17 protein-coding genes are annotated in these 20,884 nt (G+C 43.0%); 12 read left to right on the forward strand and 5 right to left on the reverse strand.

Annotation, left to right across the window (positions count from 1 at the left end; genetic code table 11):
* Window positions 1–240: 240 nt before the first annotated feature.
* Window positions 241–1,077, reverse strand: coding sequence for an IclR family transcriptional regulator (locus MWG72_RS05090; RefSeq protein WP_004280319.1), 837 nt, complete (start codon window positions 1,075–1,077; stop codon window positions 241–243).
* Window positions 1,078–1,580: 503 nt separating this feature from the next.
* On the opposite strand from MWG72_RS05090, the gene MWG72_RS05095 reads away from it, so the two are divergent.
* From MWG72_RS05095 to MWG72_RS05120, 6 genes are all read left to right on the forward strand, one after another.
* The gene (locus MWG72_RS05095) at window positions 1,581–2,735 is read left to right on the forward strand and encodes an acyl-CoA dehydrogenase family protein (protein ID WP_247143357.1); all 1,155 of its coding nucleotides are present in this window, start codon (window positions 1,581–1,583) and stop codon (window positions 2,733–2,735) included.
* A 31-nt stretch (window positions 2,736–2,766) separates the two neighbouring features.
* The gene (locus tag MWG72_RS05100) at window positions 2,767–3,966 is read left to right on the forward strand and encodes an acyl-CoA dehydrogenase (protein WP_005096909.1); all 1,200 of its coding nucleotides are present in this window, start codon (window positions 2,767–2,769) and stop codon (window positions 3,964–3,966) included.
* 255 nt (window positions 3,967–4,221) lie between these two features.
* A complete protein-coding gene (locus tag MWG72_RS05105) occupies window positions 4,222–5,502 on the forward strand; it encodes an MFS transporter (protein WP_004646972.1) in 1,281 nt (426 codons plus the stop codon).
* A gap of 40 nt (window positions 5,503–5,542) precedes the next feature.
* On the forward strand, window positions 5,543–6,214 hold the full coding sequence (locus MWG72_RS05110) for a 3-oxoacid CoA-transferase subunit A (RefSeq protein WP_004730985.1): 672 nt from the start codon (window positions 5,543–5,545) through the stop codon (window positions 6,212–6,214).
* Window positions 6,214–6,873, forward strand: a complete 660-nt coding sequence (locus MWG72_RS05115) for a 3-oxoacid CoA-transferase subunit B (RefSeq protein WP_247143358.1) — start codon at window positions 6,214–6,216, stop codon at window positions 6,871–6,873. The genes MWG72_RS05110 and MWG72_RS05115 overlap by 1 nt, the downstream gene beginning before the upstream one ends.
* A gap of 206 nt (window positions 6,874–7,079) precedes the next feature.
* Entirely contained in the window at window positions 7,080–9,659 is a 2,580-nt protein-coding gene (locus MWG72_RS05120) for a bifunctional diguanylate cyclase/phosphodiesterase (protein WP_247143359.1), read from the forward strand.
* Window positions 9,660–9,831: 172 nt separating this feature from the next.
* On the opposite strand, the gene MWG72_RS05125 is transcribed toward MWG72_RS05120, so the two are convergent.
* The 3 genes from MWG72_RS05125 to MWG72_RS05135 all read right to left on the reverse strand — a co-directional run bounded on the left by MWG72_RS05125 (window position 9,832) and on the right by MWG72_RS05135 (window position 13,730).
* Window positions 9,832–11,031: an MFS transporter gene (locus MWG72_RS05125; RefSeq protein WP_247143360.1), complete on the reverse strand. Its 1,200-nt coding sequence runs from the start codon at window positions 11,029–11,031 to the stop codon at window positions 9,832–9,834.
* 17 nt (window positions 11,032–11,048) lie between these two features.
* Window positions 11,049–12,314 carry a DcaP family trimeric outer membrane transporter gene (locus MWG72_RS05130; protein ID WP_247143361.1) on the reverse strand — a complete coding sequence of 422 codons (1,266 nt, stop codon included), beginning with the start codon at window positions 12,312–12,314 and terminating at the stop codon, window positions 11,049–11,051.
* A 117-nt stretch (window positions 12,315–12,431) separates the two neighbouring features.
* The gene (locus tag MWG72_RS05135; protein WP_004730974.1) at window positions 12,432–13,730 is read right to left on the reverse strand and encodes an MFS transporter; all 1,299 of its coding nucleotides are present in this window, start codon (window positions 13,728–13,730) and stop codon (window positions 12,432–12,434) included.
* A 452-nt stretch (window positions 13,731–14,182) separates the two neighbouring features.
* Here MWG72_RS05135 and MWG72_RS05140 point away from each other — a divergent pair, with 452 nt between their 5' ends.
* From MWG72_RS05140 to MWG72_RS05150, 3 genes are read left to right on the forward strand one after another with little or no spacing between them, the layout of a single operon-like run.
* Entirely contained in the window at window positions 14,183–14,956 is a 774-nt protein-coding gene (locus MWG72_RS05140) for an enoyl-CoA hydratase (protein ID WP_247143362.1), read from the forward strand.
* 2 nt (window positions 14,957–14,958) lie between these two features.
* The gene (locus MWG72_RS05145; protein WP_247143363.1) at window positions 14,959–16,479 is read left to right on the forward strand and encodes a 3-hydroxyacyl-CoA dehydrogenase; all 1,521 of its coding nucleotides are present in this window, start codon (window positions 14,959–14,961) and stop codon (window positions 16,477–16,479) included.
* 25 nt (window positions 16,480–16,504) lie between these two features.
* The gene (locus MWG72_RS05150; RefSeq protein WP_247143364.1) at window positions 16,505–17,716 is read left to right on the forward strand and encodes a 3-oxoadipyl-CoA thiolase; all 1,212 of its coding nucleotides are present in this window, start codon (window positions 16,505–16,507) and stop codon (window positions 17,714–17,716) included.
* A gap of 121 nt (window positions 17,717–17,837) precedes the next feature.
* On the opposite strand, the gene MWG72_RS05155 is transcribed toward MWG72_RS05150, so the two are convergent.
* Window positions 17,838–18,275, reverse strand: a complete 438-nt coding sequence (locus tag MWG72_RS05155) for a PaaI family thioesterase (protein WP_005100341.1) — start codon at window positions 18,273–18,275, stop codon at window positions 17,838–17,840.
* A gap of 110 nt (window positions 18,276–18,385) precedes the next feature.
* Here MWG72_RS05155 and MWG72_RS05160 point away from each other — a divergent pair, with 110 nt between their 5' ends.
* From MWG72_RS05160 to MWG72_RS05170, 3 genes are read left to right on the forward strand one after another with little or no spacing between them, the layout of a single operon-like run.
* Window positions 18,386–19,141, forward strand: coding sequence for a class II aldolase/adducin family protein (locus MWG72_RS05160; protein ID WP_247143365.1), 756 nt, complete (start codon window positions 18,386–18,388; stop codon window positions 19,139–19,141).
* The gene (locus MWG72_RS05165) at window positions 19,138–20,061 is read left to right on the forward strand and encodes a 2-hydroxyacid dehydrogenase (RefSeq protein WP_005266398.1); all 924 of its coding nucleotides are present in this window, start codon (window positions 19,138–19,140) and stop codon (window positions 20,059–20,061) included. The genes MWG72_RS05160 and MWG72_RS05165 overlap by 4 nt, the downstream gene beginning before the upstream one ends.
* A 34-nt stretch (window positions 20,062–20,095) precedes the next feature.
* Window positions 20,096–20,884: an enoyl-CoA hydratase-related protein gene (locus MWG72_RS05170; RefSeq protein ID WP_247143366.1), complete on the forward strand. Its 789-nt coding sequence runs from the start codon at window positions 20,096–20,098 to the stop codon at window positions 20,882–20,884.

Below are 20,884 nucleotides of genomic sequence, written 5' to 3' on the forward strand. Positions count from 1 at the left end.
CTTGTTATATCTTCCATAATATAAAATCCAATTTCGCTATACGATATTTATAGCATTATCTAAATCGGTTATGAAGCTTATTTTTGATCTTTTTATTTGGAATAGGAATTTATCTTTTTTAAATCTTATCTATTTCGCAGCATTAAAAAGGTTTGCTGAGAATTCTGGATAAAGGAAGAAGATGTGTAGATTGGGTATTCAATAAAAGAGCGACTTAATGTCGCTCTGATAATTAATTTTTTATATGTTATTGAGATTCATTGCAATATTATTCACCATGTGAATCAGACGCGGTCCAATTTCATTTTCCAGTTTTTCCTGATTTAACAGATAACTTGGGGCACCACAGTTAAACGTTAATATCCCATGTTTGGGGTGAACCAACGGAACTGCCACGGAATTCACATCCTTAGCCCAGTCACCTAAAGACAGACAGTAGCCATAATCCTGATAATCACGAATTGCACGTTCCAGATTACGCTTGATGGTTGGCCACTGATCTTCGTTTCTTTTCTTGATGGCATCAAATAAATATTCGCGTTCCTTTACATCCATCGCTGCCAGACAGGCACGTCCCATGGCACTACTATGAATCGGTAAAGTCGAACCGACAGGGCGGCGCATAGTCAGTGTCGATTCTGTATGTACTACTTCCAGATAAATCATGCTGAGACGGTCACGGGTAGCCATTGCCACAGGGGCTTGGGAATAGCGTGACATTTCTTCCATAAACGGATAAGCCTGAGTACGTGCAGAAATATTACTTAAAGCTGCATAGCCTAAAGCCAATACGCCAACATCCAGCAGATATTTCGTGGTATTCGGCAGTTGTTTTAAATAACCTAAAGAAACCAGGGTGCTGGTAATACGAGCTACAGTTGGCTTAGGCAAATTGGTTAATTGTGCAATTTCCTGATTACCAAGCAATTGATTGGTCGCTGAAAAGCAACGCAAGATTTCCAATCCACGCGCAATAGATGCAATAAATTGAGGATTGTTTTCTCTATGAATATGTGAAATCGGATCTAAACGGATTTCGTCGAAATTGGGAATTTCACCAGTTTTATTTTTTGTCATGTTCAAGGCAATTAAGGTTAAATTAGTAAATATGATAACAATATAATTTCACGATACAAAATAAAACACTTCTATAAAAGATAAAATATAGGAAATAGTACCGAAATTATTTGTGGTCGGAAAGAATCCTGTTACCCAAGTTTAAAGACAATATGAAATCATCTAGTTTTTTAGGTTTAATACGTAGCCCACACATTTAAGAAGTTTCGATTTCTCCGAAAGAGTCAGGGATCGATAAGTATTACAGCAAGAAAAAAGGTTTAATTATCTATTCAAAAAAACTGATAAATAAAACAATCATTCATTAAAATATTTCGTATCGTGAAATTAAATCTTAAACACAAATCGACTGGAATACCAGAGAAATTTCATTTTTTGTTTAAAAAATAAAATTTTTAATAATTTTACTTGCTCAAAATGATTTTATATGATTATTTATTTCGTAATACGAAACAAAAATAAGGGTAAAGGAATTTACCTAAATTATATCCATGGAGATTCATATGATTCGTGATCCGGAAATGCTAGACCAACTTCTGTCAACGATTCGCGATTTTGTAAAAAATGAACTGGTGCCTCTTGAGCATGAAGTAGAAGAGAAAAATGCCATTCCTGAACATATTGTGGAACAGATGAAAGAGCTGGGCTTGTTTGGCCTGACGATTCCAGAAGAATATGGCGGTTTAGGCATTACCATGGAAGAAGAAATTCTGGTCGCGATGGAGTTGGGTCAGACATCGGCTGCCTTCCGCTCTTTAATTGGTACTAACAACGGCATTGGCTCAAGTGGCATCATTATCGACGGTACAGAAGAACAAAAACAGAAATATTTACCGCGTTATGCAACGGGCGAAATTATTGGTTCATTCTGTTTGACCGAACCGGATTCAGGCTCAGACGCTGCTGCTTTAAAAACCAGTGCAGTCAAAGACGGCGATTATTATATTTTAAACGGAACTAAACGCTTCATCACCAATGCGCCACGCGCCACGACATTTACCGTGATGGCACGTACCAATCAAGAGATTAAAGGTGCTAGCGGTATTTCAGCATTTTTAGTTGAAGCAGGCACACCTGGTTTAAGCCTAGGTAAAATTGACAAGAAAATGGGCCAACATGGTTCCTATACCTGTGATGTAATTTTTGATAACTGTAAAGTGCATAAAGATCAGCTGATTGGCGGTGTAGAAGGGATTGGCTTCAAAACAGCAATGCGCGTTCTAGATAAGGGCCGTCTGCACATTGCCGGTTATAGCGTCGGCATGGCAGAGCGTATGCTGGAAGATGCACTTAACTATGCAGTGGAACGCAAACAGTTTGGCCAGCCCATTGCGAATTTCCAGCTAATCCAAGGTATGTTGGCAGACTCCAAAGCCGAGATTTATGCAGCCAAATGTATGGTGCTGGATGCTGCGCGTCTACGTGATGCTGGCCAAAATGTTACGACTGAAGCCTCTTGTGCCAAAATGTTTGCAACTGAAATGTGTGGTCGAGTTGCTGATCGCTGTTTGCAGATTCATGGTGGAGCGGGTTATATCAGTGAATATTCAATTGAACGTTTCTACCGTGATGTGCGTCTGTTCCGTTTATATGAAGGAACCACACAAATCCAGCAAATTATTATTGCGCGTGAAATGATTAAACAAGCAACCGCCTAATCTCATAATTTTAAAATAAGGAAATATTAAAATGACGACAAAAATTAGATTTGATTGGCAAGACCCGTTTTTAATCGAACAGCAACTGACGTCAGAAGAACGCATGATCCGCGATGCGGCGGCAGCGTACTGTCAAGACAAACTGATGCCGCGTGTACTGGAACAGTTCCGTCATGAAAAAACCGATCCCGCTATTTTCCGTGAAATGGGTGAACTCGGCTTGCTTGGCCCAACCATTCCGGAACAGTACGGTGGTGCAGGTTTAAATTATGTCAGTTATGGTCTGATTGCCCGTGAAGTTGAACGTGTTGATTCAGGTTATCGCTCAATGGCCAGCGTACAAAGCTCTCTGGTGATGGTGCCAATTAATGAATTTGGTTCTGAAGAGCAAAAGCAGAAGTATTTACCAAAATTAGCAACCGGTGAGTATATTGGTTGCTTCGGCCTGACCGAGCCGGATCATGGTTCGGATCCGGGCAGCATGATTACCCGTGCCAAAAAAGTCGAGGGTGGTTACCGTTTAACTGGCGCAAAAATGTGGATTACCAACAGCCCGATTGCTGATGTATTTGTAGTTTGGGCCAAAGAAGTTTCTGCCGAAGGTAATGTCGGTGACATTCGTGGCTTTATTCTAGAAAAAGGCTGGGAAGGGCTTTCTGCTCCAGCGATTCACGGTAAAGTGGGTCTACGTGCCTCGATCACCGGTGAAATTGTAATGGATAACGTCTTTGTTCCAGAAGAAAATGCATTTCCGGAAGTTCGTGGTTTAAAAGGGCCTTTTACTTGCTTGAATAGTGCGCGTTACGGGATTGCATGGGGTGCCATGGGAGCTGCAGAATTCTGCTGGCATACCGCACATCAATACACCATGGATCGTAAACAGTTTGGCCGACCACTTGCTGCGAATCAGTTAATTCAGAAAAAACTGGCAGATATGCAAACTGAAATTGCCCTTGGCTTACAGGTGGCTTTACGTTTTGGCCGCATGAAAGATGAGGGCATTGCGTCAGTTGAAGGTACGTCTTTAATTAAGCGTAATAACTGCGGCAAGGCGCTGGATATTGCCCGTTTGGCCCGTGATATGATGGGCGGTAACGGGATTAGCGATGAATTCGGTGTGGCCCGTCATCTGGTTAATCTGGAAGTGGTAAATACCTATGAAGGTACCCATGATGTACATGCCTTGATTTTAGGTCGTGCACAAACCGGAATTGCAGCCTTTTGCAACTAAACCTGAGATCTACCTCTAGCCAGCATTGCTGGCTAGATTGTTTTCGGGGTTAAGAATCGCGGCTTAATCACATCTTTCAATGTATTGCTATGTGATTTCTATAGAGCAACTTTATCAAAAACTTTGAAAATCATTTTTATACCACCTGGTTCAAGCGTGGTAATGATTAGTAAATATTCTATATTTCACCTAAATAATTAAGTGAAATATGCATTTTAAAAAGGCACAGGAGTGCCGAAAAGTAGAAAGAGCATTATGGATACGATCAGTTCACAACAACACCCAGTGGAAGGTGGAAACGAACCCAAGCAAAGAGTCTGGATTCTGGCCTTTATCTTCTCATTTTTGGCATTACTGGTTGATGGTGCTGATATTGCATTATTAGCCTACAGTCTGACCAGTCTGAAACAAGAGTTTTCATTAAGTAATATGCAGGCCGGTGCTTTAGGAAGCTGGACACTTGCAGGGATGGCTATCGGCGGTTTTTTTGGTGGCTGGGCTTGTGACCGTTTTGGCCGGGTTCGTGTGATCGTCATTGCCATCGCATTGTTTTCTTCATTAACTTTCTGGTTAGGATTCGTGGAAAGTTATGATCAGTTCAAATGGCTGCGCTTTACGTCTGCAATTGGACTAGGTGCTCTATATATTGCCTGTAACACACTCATGGCAGAGTATGTACCCACCAAATATCGCTCTACAGTATTGGCAACGCTTATGACTGGCTGGACTTTAGGCTCGGTGGTCGCAACTGTTCTGGCTGGATGGCTATTGCCTGAATTTGGCTGGCGATACCTCTATTATATTGCCATTATTCCAATTGTACTGGCCTTCGCGATGTACTTCTTGGTGCCTGAACCGAAAGCCTGGTTAGATGCGCGTAAAGCTCGCCTGGATGCAAAAGCCAGTGGTATTCTGCAGGAAAAACCAAAAAATACTTTTAAAATGATTTTTGAAGATGCACTTAGCCGTCGCATGTTTATCCTCTGGTCCTTCAGTACCGCATTTTTACAGTTTGGCTATTATGGAGTCAGCAACTGGCTACCGGCGTATTTAGAGACTGATCTGGGAATCAAGTTTAAAGAAATGACCATGTATATGATCGGGACTTTCCTGATCATGATGTGTACCAAAGTTATTGCTGGTTTTATCGCTGACCGGATTGGCCGTCGTGCGGTATTTGCTTTCGGCACTATGGGTACTGCGATTTTTATCCCTGTGATTGTCTTTGGTAATACGCCTGATAATATTCTCTGGCTGATGTTATTTTTCGGTTTTCTCTATGGTATTCCATACGGTATTAATGCGACTTACATGACAGAAAGCTTCTCCACCAAAGTACGTGGAACAGCCGTGGGCGGTGCCTATAACGTGGGCCGACTGGGTGCTGTATTTGCACCTCTTACTATTGGCTATTTTGCTCAAGGAGGCTCAATTGGTACGGGCTTACTGATTATGGGCATTGCCTATTTTCTTTGCGGTCTAATTCCCGCTTTCTTTATTAAAGACCGCTTATTTGATCCGCAAAAGGCAGATTAATCTGCACTCGTAATATAGATAGAACATGCTAGGAAGCAATATGATGAATAAAATCACGCAGGATATCGAGACGGTACTTAAGCAAATTCCTGATGGTGCACACATTATGACCAGTGGTTTTGGCCTGGCAGGTCAGCCGGTAGAATTAATCGAAGCATTAATTGACTTTGGTCCTAGAGACTTAACCATTATTAACAACAATGCAGCTTCTGGAGATCGTGGTCTAACCAATCTGCTGTTGTCTGGACTGGTTAAAAAAATGATCTGTTCATTTCCACGGGCCAATAACTCAACCGTCTTTGAAGATCTGTATAAAGCCGGAAAAGTTGAGCTGGAACTGGTGCCACAAGGCAATCTGGCCTGCCGTATTCAGGCAGCCGGTGCAGGCTTAGGAGCTGTTTTTACTCCAACCGGTTTTGGTACCAAAATAGCTGAGGGTAAAGAAACCCGTAATATCAATGGAAAAGATTATGTGCTGGAATATCCGATACATGCTGATTATGCCTTGGTTTATGCCAATCAGGCAGATCAGTGGGGCAACTTGACCTACCGTAAGGCAGCACGGAATTTTGGTCCGATCATGGCCAAAGCAGCAAAAACCACCATTGCACAAGTCCATCAAGTTGTGGAACTGGGAGAACTTGATCCAGAGATCATTGTAACGCCAGGAATTTTTGTACAGCATGTGGTCAAGGTTGGAGATATTAAATAATGAATATTCAAAAACGTAGTCGTGAACAGATTGTAGCTAAAGTTGCACAAGACATTCCAACCGGCTCTTTTGTAAATTTGGGTATTGGTTTACCGACACGTGTAGCAGGTTATTTAAAACCTGAGCAGGAGGTAATTCTGCACTCGGAAAATGGCGTTTTAGGTTTTGCTGCATTGAGCGATCCTGACCAGGCGGATGATGATCTGATTAACGCCGGCAAAGAACTTGTAAGCATGTTGCAAGGTGGCAGTTTTATGAATTCTGCCGACTCTTTCGATATCATGCGGGGCGGACATCTGGATATCTGTATCATGGGGGCTTTTCAGGTCGCTATTAATGGTGATCTGGCGAACTGGCATACCGGTAATGCTGATGCTGTACCTGCTGTAGGCGGTGCGATGGATCTGGCAGTGGGTGCTCGATGTGTCTATGTTTGCATGGAGCATGTGACCAAAAACGGTGAAGCAAAAATCGTTGAAGAACTGAGTTATCCTCTAACAGGTAAACATTGTGTCAACCGTATTTATACTGATCTCTGTGTAATTGAATTAAAAGACAACCAGGCTCAGGTTATTGAAATAGTGGATGGCTTAAGTTTTGAAGAATTGCAACGGCAGACTGGCTGTAAATTAGTGGACTGTCGTCAACAAGCAGCCTAAAAATAAGTCCGCAATATTCTGATTGAGTAAAAGTATAGTTTTAGATCACAGCTTCGGCTGTGATTTTTAAATTTTAGAATTATTATCAAATACACGTAATATTGACCATATTTCCGTATTTTAAAGATATAAATACAAACTTTTGCTAATGATTATTTTAATAATAAGTCTAAAATGTTAACAAGCTAAGGAAGGTGATAGTCTGAATGAATAATAATTGTGATGATCAAGAAATTTTTCATATTTTTAATCTGATTGGTCGCCATACCGAGCTTAAGCCTATCCTCGATGTCATTAGCCAGTGGCTTGAGTCGCGTATTCCAGATGCGCTTGTCACCATTATGCTCTATAAGGATGACACCCAAACTTTAAATGTCATAAGCGGCAAACAGCACTTCTCAAAAGAGTACTGTAATGCTATTCAAGATTTGAAAATTGGGCCAAATCAAGGATCGTGTGGCGTAGCTGCCTTTTTACGTCAGTTGGTCATTAGTCCGAATTTAATGAAAGACCCAAACTGGCAGCCTTATCGTGCTTTGGTAAATGCAGAAAAATTGTCTAGCTGCTGGTCTATGCCGATTATTAATGCTTCAGATATTCTGTACGGAACGTTTGCTACCTATTATCGAACACCAAAAATACCGACTGAGCATCATATTCAGCTTTTACAACAAGCGGCAAAATTAGTTGCTCTGGCAATTGAGCTTGATCAGGAACGCCAAAAAAGACATGAGCTTAATGAAAAATACAGCTCATTTTATACCTATCATCCAGATATTATTTTTGAACTTGACCTGCAGGGACATGTGCTTAATACCAATATTGCTTGCGAAGAAATTACAGGTTTTTCTAAAGCGCAAATCCATGGTCAGCACTATTGTGCCTTCATACCGCCCGAATTCCATGAACTTGCTAACGTTTCATTTTCAGAAGCGGCGCAAGGTAAATCTCAACATTATGAACTTCCAATTTATAATGTTGCAGGCGATATCTTATGGCTGGATCTGACCAATTTACCGATTATTCAAAATCAGAAAGTCACCGGTATTATTGGCATTGCCCGAGATATTACTGTATCGCGTGAAAACAAGGAGTCTCTACGATTATTAAAACGGGGGGTAGAGGCCAGTCCGAATAGTCTTTTTATTACCGATGTTTCTGAAGAAAGACTAATGGTGTATGTGAATCCAGCTTTTCTAAAGCTCACCGGTTATACAGCAGCAGAAGTATTAGGACAAAGCTGTTTTTTCTTACAGGGTCCAGATACTGATCCGGATCAGATTGCATTACTCAAGCAAGCGGTCAAAGAACAAAAAGAAATTCAGGTGACTATAAAAAGTTACTGTAAAGATGGCAGCTGGTTCTGGAATCGTTTAACCATAGGTCCTATTTTTGACCAGACAGGAACCTGCACCCATTTTTTGGGGATTCAGGAAGATATTACCCAGCAACGTATTCACGAAGAATATATTCAGCATCAGCATACTCATGATCATTTAACCGGTTTACCGAACCAGCATGCATTCAAACAGATTCTGGAAGATATTTTTGAAGTACAGCACGAGAGCTCACAACCTTTAGTCTTGCTGTATATAGATCTGGACGACTTTAAAAATATCAACGACAGCTTAGGTCATCTGGTGGGTGACCAGATTCTCAAAAGTGTGGGCGAGCGGCTGCAAAAATTTGTTCAAGGCAATAATGTGCTATGCCGCTTTGCTGAAGATGAATTTATTTTACTGCTCTCAGGGACAGATGAGCACACTGAAGTCGAGGCGATCGCCGGAGAAATTCTTGATCTTCTTTCCATGCTGTTTATTGTCGATCAGTACAAAATACATTTAAGTGCCAGTATTGGTATCGTGGCAGATGACAGTTCAATTCATCATTCTTCTGAATTGATTTATCAGTCTGTTTTGGCGATGCAGGAAGCCAAAAGACAAGGTCGTAATATGTGGCAGTGGTATGAAAAAACCAGAATGCAGCCTGTCGCAGAAATAGACTATACGAATCTGCGTCTGGAACTCATGGAAGCGATCAATCAGGAAAATTTTGACCTGTTCTATCAGCCGCTGATTCATCCTGAAACTGGACTGGTGACAGGCGTAGAAGCTTTAATCCGTTGGTGCCATCCGCAGCAGGGTTATATTTCCCCAGCAATTTTTATTCCGCTTGCAGAAAGAACCGGGCAAATTATTAGCGTAGGCCAGTGGGTATTGGAAAAGGCCTGTTTAGATATTGCCAAGTGGAACAAGACACACAATAGCCAGATCACGGTATCGGTGAATATTTCGCCTTTGCAATTCCGTAGAGCAGGCTTTTTGCAGGTGCTTGAACATGCACTTGAACTCAGTCAATTACCGCCGGAATTACTTAAAATTGAAATCACGGAAGGTGTCATCATTAATGGTGCAGATCGAACCATAGAAATTTTGAAAGCAGTGCGTGCTTTAGGTGTACAGGTCGCCATTGATGACTTTGGCACAGGTTATTCGAGTCTCAGTTATCTGCGTCGCTTGCCGATTAATCAAATCAAGTTAGACCGTAGTTTTATTGAAGAGCTGACCCTCGATGGTCAGGATGCTGCAATTGTGCAATCGATTATTCATCTAGCCCATCAGCTGGATCTGGAAGTTGTCGCGGAAGGGGTCGAAACCGTAAGTCAAGCCAGTTTACTCTATCAACAGGGTTGTGATCTGCTACAAGGCTTCTTTTATGCAAAACCTGCACCTTTAACTGAATTGAAGCCTGTTTATCTCGCAATGGAAAATAGTAAATTGAATTAACTCTAAAAGTTAAGATATCAATATTTTCAACCGCTCTTCAGATAGAAAGGAAACGTTAAACAGGCTTAAAGAATTTTTCTATTTTATCAGCGTATCATCTCTATAATTTATGCTCGGTACAGAAAGCGGGATAAAAAAATAAGCTTTTAACCCCAAAGGTTTTTAACAGTATCTAAGGCTCAGGCTGAATATTGGCTAAATTTCTTTCTTGGTTTAAATCATAATAGTTAATCAAAAAGATCAACACGGCAAAAATAAAACCTAAAATGACGCAGGCAGACCAGCCATAGCTTTTCCATAAATGCAGCGATAAAAATGCACCCAGACCGGCACCTGAAAAATAACAGGTCATATAGATGGCATTAATCCGCGAGCGAGCCTGCATTGAAATTCGATAGACCAGATTCTGGTTCAAGACATGCAAACAGGAAATTCCAAAATAAGCCAGAATTAAGCCCAAGATATAAATCCATAAATAATTCTGGGCAAAGAATAAAGGAATCCAGGCCAGAATCAGTCCGCACGTAGCCAGATGCGCAATCCATTTTTCCCGATGCCTGCCAATCATTTTACCGGTCCACTGAGAGGACCAGATGCCGACCACCCCCACAATGCCCATAAGGCCAATCTGAAAATCGTTAAAATGATACGGTGCTTCAGCCAGAATAAAAGTCATGGTAGTAAAGATAATACTCAGCATGCCAAAGCCCAAACCTCCGATCATACTCCGCCGGATCAGCATGGGTTCTGTTCGGGCAAAGGTAAATAGTGAGCGATAAATTTGCAATATATTCATCTGCAACTGGCTCTTGGCGCTCGGCAACTGGAACCACATGGCCAGACTTAGCAGAAGAATTGCACAACCACTAAATAGGTATACCGCATGCCAGGACCATAAAGTAGAAATCAGTCCGGCCACGGTACGGGCAAACAGAATACCAACCAGAACACCACTCATGAGCAGGCCAACGACTTCGGCACTTTTATCACGTTGCGACAGGCTGGCGGCAAAAGGAATCAGAATCTGGGTGGTAATCGAACAAAAAGAGGCGAGCAGGGTAAAGCCATACAACATATGCAGATTGGTACTGGCTGAAAGCCCAATAAGTGCCAGTCCGGTACAGAACATTAAACTGCAGATGTACAGCCGTTTTTCGAATAAATCCCCCAAGGGGACAAACAAAAATAACCCGGTGGCATAGCCAATCTGGGTCAGTACTACAGTCCAGCCAGACTGAGCTATACTAATTTGCAGATCCTCTGCAATTGAATAAATTAATGGCTGGTTAAAATAGTTACAACCCGCGCAAAGTGCGCAGGTCATAGCCATCATGAACATGAAACGGCGTGAAATTTGCCCTTGGGCTGACATCCTTGTCTCCTGAGGCTTTAGAAACTATAAGTCGCCGATAAGTTCACACGAGAAACATCCGCTTCTCGATTATCAAAAGTTTCACGTTTGCCGTGGTGATATTCTGCACCCAGATTAACCTTTGGAACTGGAGAATAAATCACGTTCGCCACATAGTCAGTTAAACGTTTATTGGTTTCAGGATTCGCGCGTGCATAGTCGCTGGAATCATCAAAATCTACAACGCTGGCATTAATGCTGCTACGTAATTTCGGTGTAAATTTATGCGTAAAGCCGATATTCAAACTATTAAACTCATTGAGTAAAAGTTCATTATTGGCTGTATCAATCGAATAATCTCCACCCCAGGCAGCGCCATCAGTTGTTGATCCTTGAGTCAAGAAAGCGGCAATACGCTGATCTCCGACCATATGGAAATAGTTCCCCTGGATCGAGTTTTGATCATCAAAACGGTAACGTCCACCAAGACCTACACCCCAACCGACTTTTTCAATATCACCTGTATCTGTTTGCGCCTGCTTTTGATTGACAAAGCCTTGAGCTAATAAATGAAGAGGGCCTGATTGATGAACATATTTAGTGGTTAATGCAGGCAAAGCAGAAGAACGATCGCCACCGGCCATATATTCCAGACCGACATTCCAGGTATTTTCTGGATCAAGTTTGAAAGCATAGCTCACCTGAGGCGTACGTAGGACTGATCCACCCAGGAACAAGCTGTAATCGACAGCTTCAGTGCTAATCTCTGGTGTTGACATCAATGACCAGGCCTGACCAAACGTCCAGTTATAGTATTTTAAGTGTGCATGACGGATACGTAATCCACCATCGCCTTTACCATTGTTGGTCCAGAAGTCGGCTTCTAAACGAGCAGAAACATTCGGATTGCCTCCTAGATCTTTGGCCAGGAAACCAATCCGGCTGGCAGCCGCAGTAAAATCGGAACGTACAGAATCCGGTTCAGTAAAAGGTACTTTATTAATCTGGTTAATGGTACGGCCACGGGCTTCAGTAGCACTTTTGAAATCGACTGCACCATCAAAGCGGATCAAGCCATAAACATCGACATTATCTACCATTGAACTCAGCGTTTTAGAGTCTTGCGCTTTGGCTTGTTCCTGCTGGTTCTTTAATGCAAGTTGCGCGGCTTTTTGTTGTTCTAGTTCTGCCTGGATTTGCTTTAACTGTGACTCAAGAAATTGCATACGGTCTTCAGAAGCTTCTGCTGAAAATGCCTGTGCTGAAGCAATACCACATAATGTCGCTAAAACTAATTTTTTCATTTCTTAATCCCTAAAGAAATTTTTAATCCTGAATGAAAGGAGACCTTTCTATACTGACGTGTTGTAAATATTTGAAGTGAGGAAGGCAGCGATTTGACCTGCCTTCCGAAGTAGGGTTTATTCTGCTTTTTGCGGATCGTATAAACGGTCTTTAATAAACAGGGCAGGAATCAAACCGCATAGGAAATATGCTGCACCCATTACCAACAGACCTGTACCGATCGAACCATGCATCGCAAGATAACCAATCGTAATTGGCGCGAAGATTGCACCGATACGACCAATATTGAATGCACCGCCCACCGCTGTACCACGAACACCAGTCGGGAAACTTTCGGTTAGATAGGTTGCATTGATGGCATATGGAATACCGTACAGGAAGCCGAAGATTAGCATCAGTACGCCAATGTTATCGGCATTATGCATATACACCACGACAGGGATAAATAGCGCTGTTCCCATGGTGCCGAAAGCAAACACAATACGGCGACCAATTTTATCAGCAACATAACCTGCAATGATTTTGGCGAATATCATGGTCAAGAAAGTACCAATCATATAGATCGCCATTTCCTTGAATTTGATCCCTAATTCCGCTTCCAGATAACTTGGCAGCCAGTTGCTCACCCCAAAGTAACCGAATAAGAGAAAACCTGAGCTGAATGACCATAAGATAAACATTCTGCCGTGTGTTTTATCTTTTAAAATAGTGATATATGGATTGCCTTTTTTTGCATTATTATCGACGATCTGGCCAGTTCTTTTCATTTCCCGAACACGTTTCCACGATTCTGGTTCAGGCACCATAAAGTGCATGAGGATACCGAGTGCTAAAGGTGCAATGGTTATCCAGTACAGCATACGCCAGCCGAACTCAGGAATAATCCAGCCTGAAAGCATGGTAATCACCAGAGAACCCAGAGTAAAACCGGTCATCAATGTTGCCAGCACTGTGGTACGGTATTTGGTTGGCACATATTCAGACATCAAGGTATTACAGGCAATATATAAACAGCCTAAACCCAAGCAAGAAAGAGTACGTAAAATTGCAAATTCAGTATAAGACTGAGCAAAACCTGAGTAGGCTGACAAGATCGAGAAGGCGATGGTGGCCAGTACAATGACGCGGACACGTCCAAATTTGTCGCATGCCCATCCACCAATAAAACCTCCTATCCCCATTCCTAAAAGAGAATAACTTCCCAAGGCACCGGCCTGTACAGAAGTTAGTCCCCATTCAGCTTTCAGACTGGTCAGACTGAAAGCCAGAATCCCGATATCTGCACCGTCACAGAGCAAAATCAGAAAAGCAAAGACAAAAGCCGTCATCCATAGACGTTTTGGCGCCTGTTTAATGGTATCCGTGGAGGAGACATCGGTTTTATTGTCTCCTGTTACGATGGTATCGCTTGTCATTTTTATATCCTCTATATATTAAAAGTAGCATTTCCTCTGCTACCGCTAAATCCATTTTTCTTCCTCACGGAAACATTTTCCTGATCTAACAGACTTGCTCTGCATACAACAGCCGCTGCATTTATTATCAGGCTACATTCGATTTTTCACGCTTTACGCTAAATCAAAATCATCTCATTGCTGGAAAATTTGATTTCGTAAATTAATTTTAAGTTCTGCCTTATGGCGATTATTCATTTAAATGAATAATCAGATTACATTTAAAATACTTAATTCCGTATTGCGAAATCAATTAATCATAAAATAACCAGATGAACAAGAGTTTTTACTCTATTTTTAGTAAAAAATAACTTTTTTGAATTCTGGAGTTAAAAATCCTTGATTTATAGCTTGAGAAACCTTAGTTTTATATAAAATAAAATTTCGCTATACAAAATAAATGGAGTTTTTTAATGGAACAGGTCGTTCAAATAGAACAAATCTCAACTCATGTAGCGATGGTTAAAATTCATCGACCAGAAGCGAAAAATGCCCTGAATACAGAAGTTCGCCAGAAACTCGCGGCGGCTTTTTTGCAACTGAATGCCGATGAAAATATCCGTGCCATTATTCTTACCGGTGGTGAAACAGATTTCGCAGCAGGAGCCGATCTTAAAGAACTGGCCAATGCAGAAACCATTCAAATGATGCAGCGCCGGACTGAACGTTACTGGCAAGCGATTGCTCAATGTTCAAAACCGGTGATTGCAGCTGTAAACGGTTATGCACTTGGTGGTGGCTGTGAACTGGCGATGCATGCAGATATTATTATTGCCGGGAAAAGCGCCCAGTTTGGTCAGCCTGAAGTGAAAGTGGGTGTCATGCCGGGTGCCGGTGGTACCCAGCGATTATTCCGTGCCGTGGGTAAATTCCATGCGATGCGTATCATCATGACGGGTTGTCTGATACCAGCGCCGGAAGCTTATCAGATTGGCCTAGTGTCTCAAGTAACGGAAGACAGCGAAACCCTTGCAACAGCAATCAAGATGGCTGAAGGTCTGGCAAAAATGCCGCCAATTGCGCTTGAACAAATCAAGGAAGTGGCTTTACTGGCTGAAGATGTGCCGCTTAATGCCGGACTTACCCTGGAACGTAAGTCTTTCCAGATGCTGTTCTCATCCGAAGATCAAAAAGAAGGCATGCAGGCCTTTATTGAAAAACGTAAACCGAATTATCAGGGACGATAAGCATGAGTATTCAGATTCAGAAAATCGGCATTATTGGTGTAGGCACGATGGGTGCAGGTATTGCCCAGATCGCGATTCAGTCTGGTCATGATGTGGTACTGTTTGATGCCAAAGAAGGGGCAGCCGAACAGGCTCAGGATAAACTGGCCAAAACATTAAATACCTTAGCAGATAAAGGTAAATTCAGCCATGAAAAAGCCGCTGAAGATATTGCTCATCTGTCGACTGCGCAGCAGCTAGAAGACCTGAAAGATTGTGACTTGATTGTTGAAGCGATTATTGAAAATCTGGAAATCAAGCAAAAACTGATGCAGCAACTGGAAGGAATGATAAAACCAGAAGCGATTCTGGCATCTAATACGTCTTCGCTGTCGATCAGTGCAATTGCTGCCAATTGCAGTCAGCCAGAGCGTGTTGCCGGTTATCACTTCTTTAATCCGGTCCCACTCATGAAAGTAGTCGAAGTGATTGAAGGCTTTAATACTCGTGCAGATATTGTTGAAGCATTAACCCAGCTCTCTACAAAAATGGGTCATCGTCCGGTCAAAGCTAAAGATACTCCAGGATTTATCATTAACCATGCCGGCCGTGCCTTTGGTAGCGAAGCCTATGCAATTTTGAATGAAAATGTCACACCATTTTATGATATTGACAGGATCTACCGTGACGGAATCGGTTTCAAAATGGGGCCGTTTGAATTAGGTGATCTGACCGGTATGGATGTCTCGCACCCGGTGAGTGAATCGATTTATCACCAGTATTATGAAGAAGCACGTTACCGTCCAAGCGTGATTACCCGTCAGCGTTTTATTGCCAAGCAGTTAGGTCGTAAAACCGGTAAAGGTTTCTATGATTACACTTCGGGTAGCAAAGAAGGTGATGTTGCTCCAGCATTGGTTGAAAAGTTAAGTCAATATCCATCAGTCTGGCTAGGCACCGAATATGACGAAGACCGTCAGGCACTTGAGCAATATCTGCAGCAGTTCAATATCCAGATTGAGCAAACTGAGACACCTTCAGCAGAGGCTTTAATCCTGATTGCCACTTATGGTGAAGATGCAACTTCAGCCGCTGTCCGTTATCAGCTGGCACCTCAGCAAGTGGTGTGTATCGATCTGCTATATGGTCTGAACAAACACCGTACCTTGATGCCAACTTTTGTCACCCAACCTGAGCTGGTAAAAGCAGCCCAATCGATTTTCAATCTGGATGGTGTGACCGCCAGTGTAATTCAGGAAAGCGTCGGCTTTGTGGCTCAACGTGCTTTGGCAATGATTGTGAATCTCGGCTGTGATATTGCCCAGCAAGGCGTTGCAACGGTGGAAGATATCAACATCGCGGTGAAATTAGGCCTTGGCTATCCATATGGTCCAATTGAATGGGGGGATGTGCTGGGAGCTGAAAAAATTCTAAAAATTCTGGATCGTATGACTGCGATTACCCGTGACCAGCGTTACCGTCCAAGTCCTTGGTTGCGTCGCCGCGTTCAGCTTGGTCTACCACTTGTTCATACAACACATTAATTAGAAAGTTAAAGGAATAACACTCATGTTAAATGCATATATTTATGATGGTTTACGTTCACCAATCGGTCGCCATGCAGGAAGTCTGGCAAGCGTACGTCCAGATGATCTGGCAGCTACAGTCATTAAAAACCTGCTGGAAAAAACCGGTATCCCGGCAGCAGATGTAGAAGATGTAATCTTTGGTAGCACCAATCAGGCCGGTGAAGACAGCCGTAATGTGGCACGTTTTGCAGCGTTGTTAGCGGGTATGCCGGTAACAGTTCCAGGTCAGACGGTAAACCGTTTATGTGCATCAGGTCTTGGTGCTGTGATTGATTCGGCACGTGCCATTACTGCAGGTGAAGGCGAGTTGTACATTGCCGGTGGCGTAGAAAGTATGACCCGCGCACCTTTTGTGATGGGCAAAGCAGAAAGTGCTTATTCACGTGATGCCAAAATTTATGACACCACGATTGGTACCCGTTTCCCAAACCGTAAATTTACGGATCAGTTTGGCGCGCACAGCATGCCTGAAACAGGTGATAACGTGGCTGAAGAATTCGGTATTAGCCGTGAACAGGCTGACACCTTTGCTGCTGCTTCACAGGCAAAATATCAGGCAGCGAAAGAAACAGGTTTCTTTGAAGGTGAAATTACCCCGATTGAAGTTTCTCAAGGACGTAAACTGCCGCCTAAACAAATTACTGAGGATGAGCATCCACGTGCATCTTCAACATTTGAAGCTTTATCCAAGTTAAAACCGCTTTTCGAAGGTGGTGTAGTAACAGCGGGTAATGCATCAGGTATCAATGACGGCGCTGCAGCACTGATTATCGGCAGTGAAAAAGTGCAGGAACAGTATGGCTTAAAACCTTTAGCTCGTATCCTGTCTTCTGCAGCCGCTGGCATTGAGCCACGCATCATGGGTGCAGGCCCAATTGAAGCGATTAAAAAGGCAGTACAACGTGCTGGTTTGACGCTAGATGATATGGATGTCATCGAGATTAATGAAGCCTTTGCCAGTCAGGTATTATCTTGCCTGAAAGGTCTGGATGTCGCTTTGGATGATCCGCGTGTCAATCCAAATGGTGGTGCGATTGCCATTGGTCATCCACTGGGCTGTTCGGGTGCGCGTTTGGCTTTAACCGTTGCACGTCAGTTACAGCGTACCGGTAAAAAATATGCCGTGATCAGTCTGTGTATCGGTCTGGGGCAAGGGCTGGCGATGGTGATTGAAAACCCTGAAGCTGCCTAACAGTTTTAGTCATCACCTAAATGCCATGTATATATGATATGCATGGCATTTTTTATTGGGATTTTTCTTTCAAAATAAAAATCCCTGCACATGCAGGGATTGATTACATCAGTGTAATGATTTACTTACGGGCAGTGACTAATAAAGTCGCTGAACCAAAGGCATAAACTTTACCTTCTTTATCGATAATTCGGCCTTCTGAGGTCAGCACATTGCGTCCGATCCGGATGACTTCACCAATCGCAGTATAGGTTTCACCACTTTTCATTGCTTTCAGCATTTTCACATTCAGGTCAATTGTTGAGAAACTGACACCTGCATCTACTGTCGTATGCACGGCAGCGCCAGTAGCACTATCTAGAACCGTTGCACAAAAGCCGCCATGAATTCCGCCTTGTAAATTGTAATGGCGCTGATCAGGACGCACCTCATATTCCACATAGTTTTCGCGCACCAAGGTCAGACGCATGGGAATAATTTCACTCATGGCTGAACTGGGAATTTCCCCATTTTTAATTGCGGTGAGATATTCAAGTCCGTTTAATTGTGATATTGGCATATCAACTCCTTGTAATGATTTATTTCGCCTTATGAAATAATATTCTGTTTTTCTAAAATTATGATATAACAGATAGTGATCGAAATGCTATATTTTTCCAGGATGGAACGATGACAATAAAAAATCTCGTCACAGATGCCGAGTGGCAGGCACGATGTGAACTCGCAGCGCTTTATCGCATTATTGCGCATTACCGGATGACGGATCTGATCGATACTCACATCAGTTTAAGAGTCCCTGATCAGCCTGACTGTTTTCTGATTAATCAGTATGGTGTCGCTTTTGAAAAAATGTGTGCCTCAACGCTGGTCAAGATTAATCATGAAGGGCAGGTCGTAGAAAGCTATGAACAGGATAAGCCGGTGAATATGGCAGGCTTTGTCATCCATGCCGCGATTCATGAAGCACATGCTCATCTGAATTGTGTCATTCATACGCATACCGCGGATGGCATAGCAGTTTCTGCACAGAAACACGGACTTCTTCCCATTTCCCAGCATGCGTTGAAATTTTATCAGCAGGTGGCCTATCACGAATATGAGGGCGTTGCATTGTCAACAGATGAACAGGAGCGCCTGATTCAGGACCTGGGTAGCCATCGCGCCATGATTTTACGCAATCACGGACTTTTAACGGCTGGCGAAACGATTGCACGGGCCTTTCATGAAATCTATTTTCTGGAGCGTGCCTGTCAGGCGCAGATCAAAGCTTTAAGTGGGGGTGCCGAACTGCATTATCCAACAGAAGAAGTCCGAATTAAAACTGCCAAGCAGTTCGCCAGTCCTTTAGTTGAACCGATTTTACAGCGTGCCTGGCAGGCTGCGTTATCCCTGATTGAGCATCAATATACGGAGTATGCATCATGATTGTGATATCCAGTACTGTGCCGAATATTGAAGCAATTCTGGTGAAGTCTTTTCAGAAATATGCCCCTGAGGGCAGTTTTTGTACATTGGACAGCCCGGAAGCAGAACTGGCGACCACAGCAGCCTCGTGGTTTCCAGATTTAGAAAAACTCCGACAACTTCCAGAACTTGGTCTGATTCATTCGATTGCTGCAGGAGTCGAACATTTAAATTTAAACGAGATTAGATCTGACCAGTCAGTCTGCCGGGTACTGGATCCACATCATCAAAAAGGCATGTTTGATTATCTGCTTTGGGGTGTGCTGTATTTTCAGCGTTATTTTGACCGCATGATCCAGCAGCAAAAGCAGCAGTTATGGAAACAGTATCGTCAAAGTTATAGTCATCATATCCAGATCGGGATTATGGGCCTTGGCCATATGGGCGGTTATGTGGCAAAACGTTTTGCCGACATGGGCTATCAGGTGTCTGGATGGTCCAATTCCCCAAAAGAGATTGCTCAGGTCAAAAGCTATGTAGGCCAAGAACAGCTTTCCGAGTTCCTGGCCCACAGCCAGATATTGATTAATCTGCTGCCACTCACTGAAGAAAACACCGGTATTCTTTCTGCTGAATTATTTCAACAGTTACCTGAACACGCTGCTCTTATTCAGGTGGGTCGTGGGCAGCATTTAATCGAGCAGGATCTACTCAATGCACTGGATTCAGGTCATCTCCGTGGCGCAATTGTCGACGTATTTGAACAGGAGCCATTAGCTGCTGAACATCCATTCTGGCAGCATGAAAAGATCGTTGTTACACCACATGTTGCTTCACATGCACCTATGTCTGTGGTGGTGGAACAGATTCTAGAAAATGACCGACGTTTAAATCTCGGGCTGGATTTATGCCATCAGGTAGATGTCAATAAAGGCTATTAATTGTAGGGATACCGGAAAAATAAGGAAATTGATGATGTGGGAAACGATTCAGACCCAGGTTCAGCAAGGCGTTGCTACTTTAAGTTTTAACCGTCCAGATTCACTGAACAGTTTCAATCGGCAAATGCATGAGGAAGTGCAGCAGATGCTGAAAAGCTGGAATACAGACTCGGATATTCGGGTGATTGTGATTCGTGGTAATGGTCGGGCATTTTCAGCGGGACAGGATTTAAAAGAACGTGCCGGGCAGCTCGGTAGTGTGCCGTTGCCTCCCGAAGGCTCTCTAGCCAAATATTATAATCCTTTGATCAACCTGATTCGTAAAAGTCCCAAACCGGTGCTTGCGGCAGTAAATGGTGTGGCTGCCGGTGCAGGGGCCAATATCGCGCTGGCTTGCGATCTGGTTATTGCCAAGGAAAGTGCCAAATTTATTCAAGCCTTTTCTAAAATTGGCTTAATTCCTGATGCCGGCGGCACCTGGATGTTGCCGCGTTTGATCGGCTATGCACGTGCCATGGCACTGACTTTACTTGGTGAGCCTGTGCATGCCAAAGAAGCGGCTGAAATGGGTATGATCTGGAAAATGATCCCTGATGCAGAATTTGATGCTTATATCGATGAGCTTGCACAGCGACTGGCACGACAGCCGACCTATGCACTGGCCTTAACCAAACAGGCTTTGCAACGCAGTGCTGAAAATAGCATGGATCAGCAACTGGAGCTGGAACAAAACCTGCAATACTTGGCCTTAAGTAGCCAGGACTACAAAGAGGGTGTGCAGGCCTTTGTTGAAAAACGTCCTGCACAATTTACCGGACGCTAA

Source organism: Acinetobacter lwoffii (assembly GCF_022967985.1).
Taxonomy (GTDB): Bacteria; Pseudomonadota; Gammaproteobacteria; order Pseudomonadales; family Moraxellaceae; genus Acinetobacter.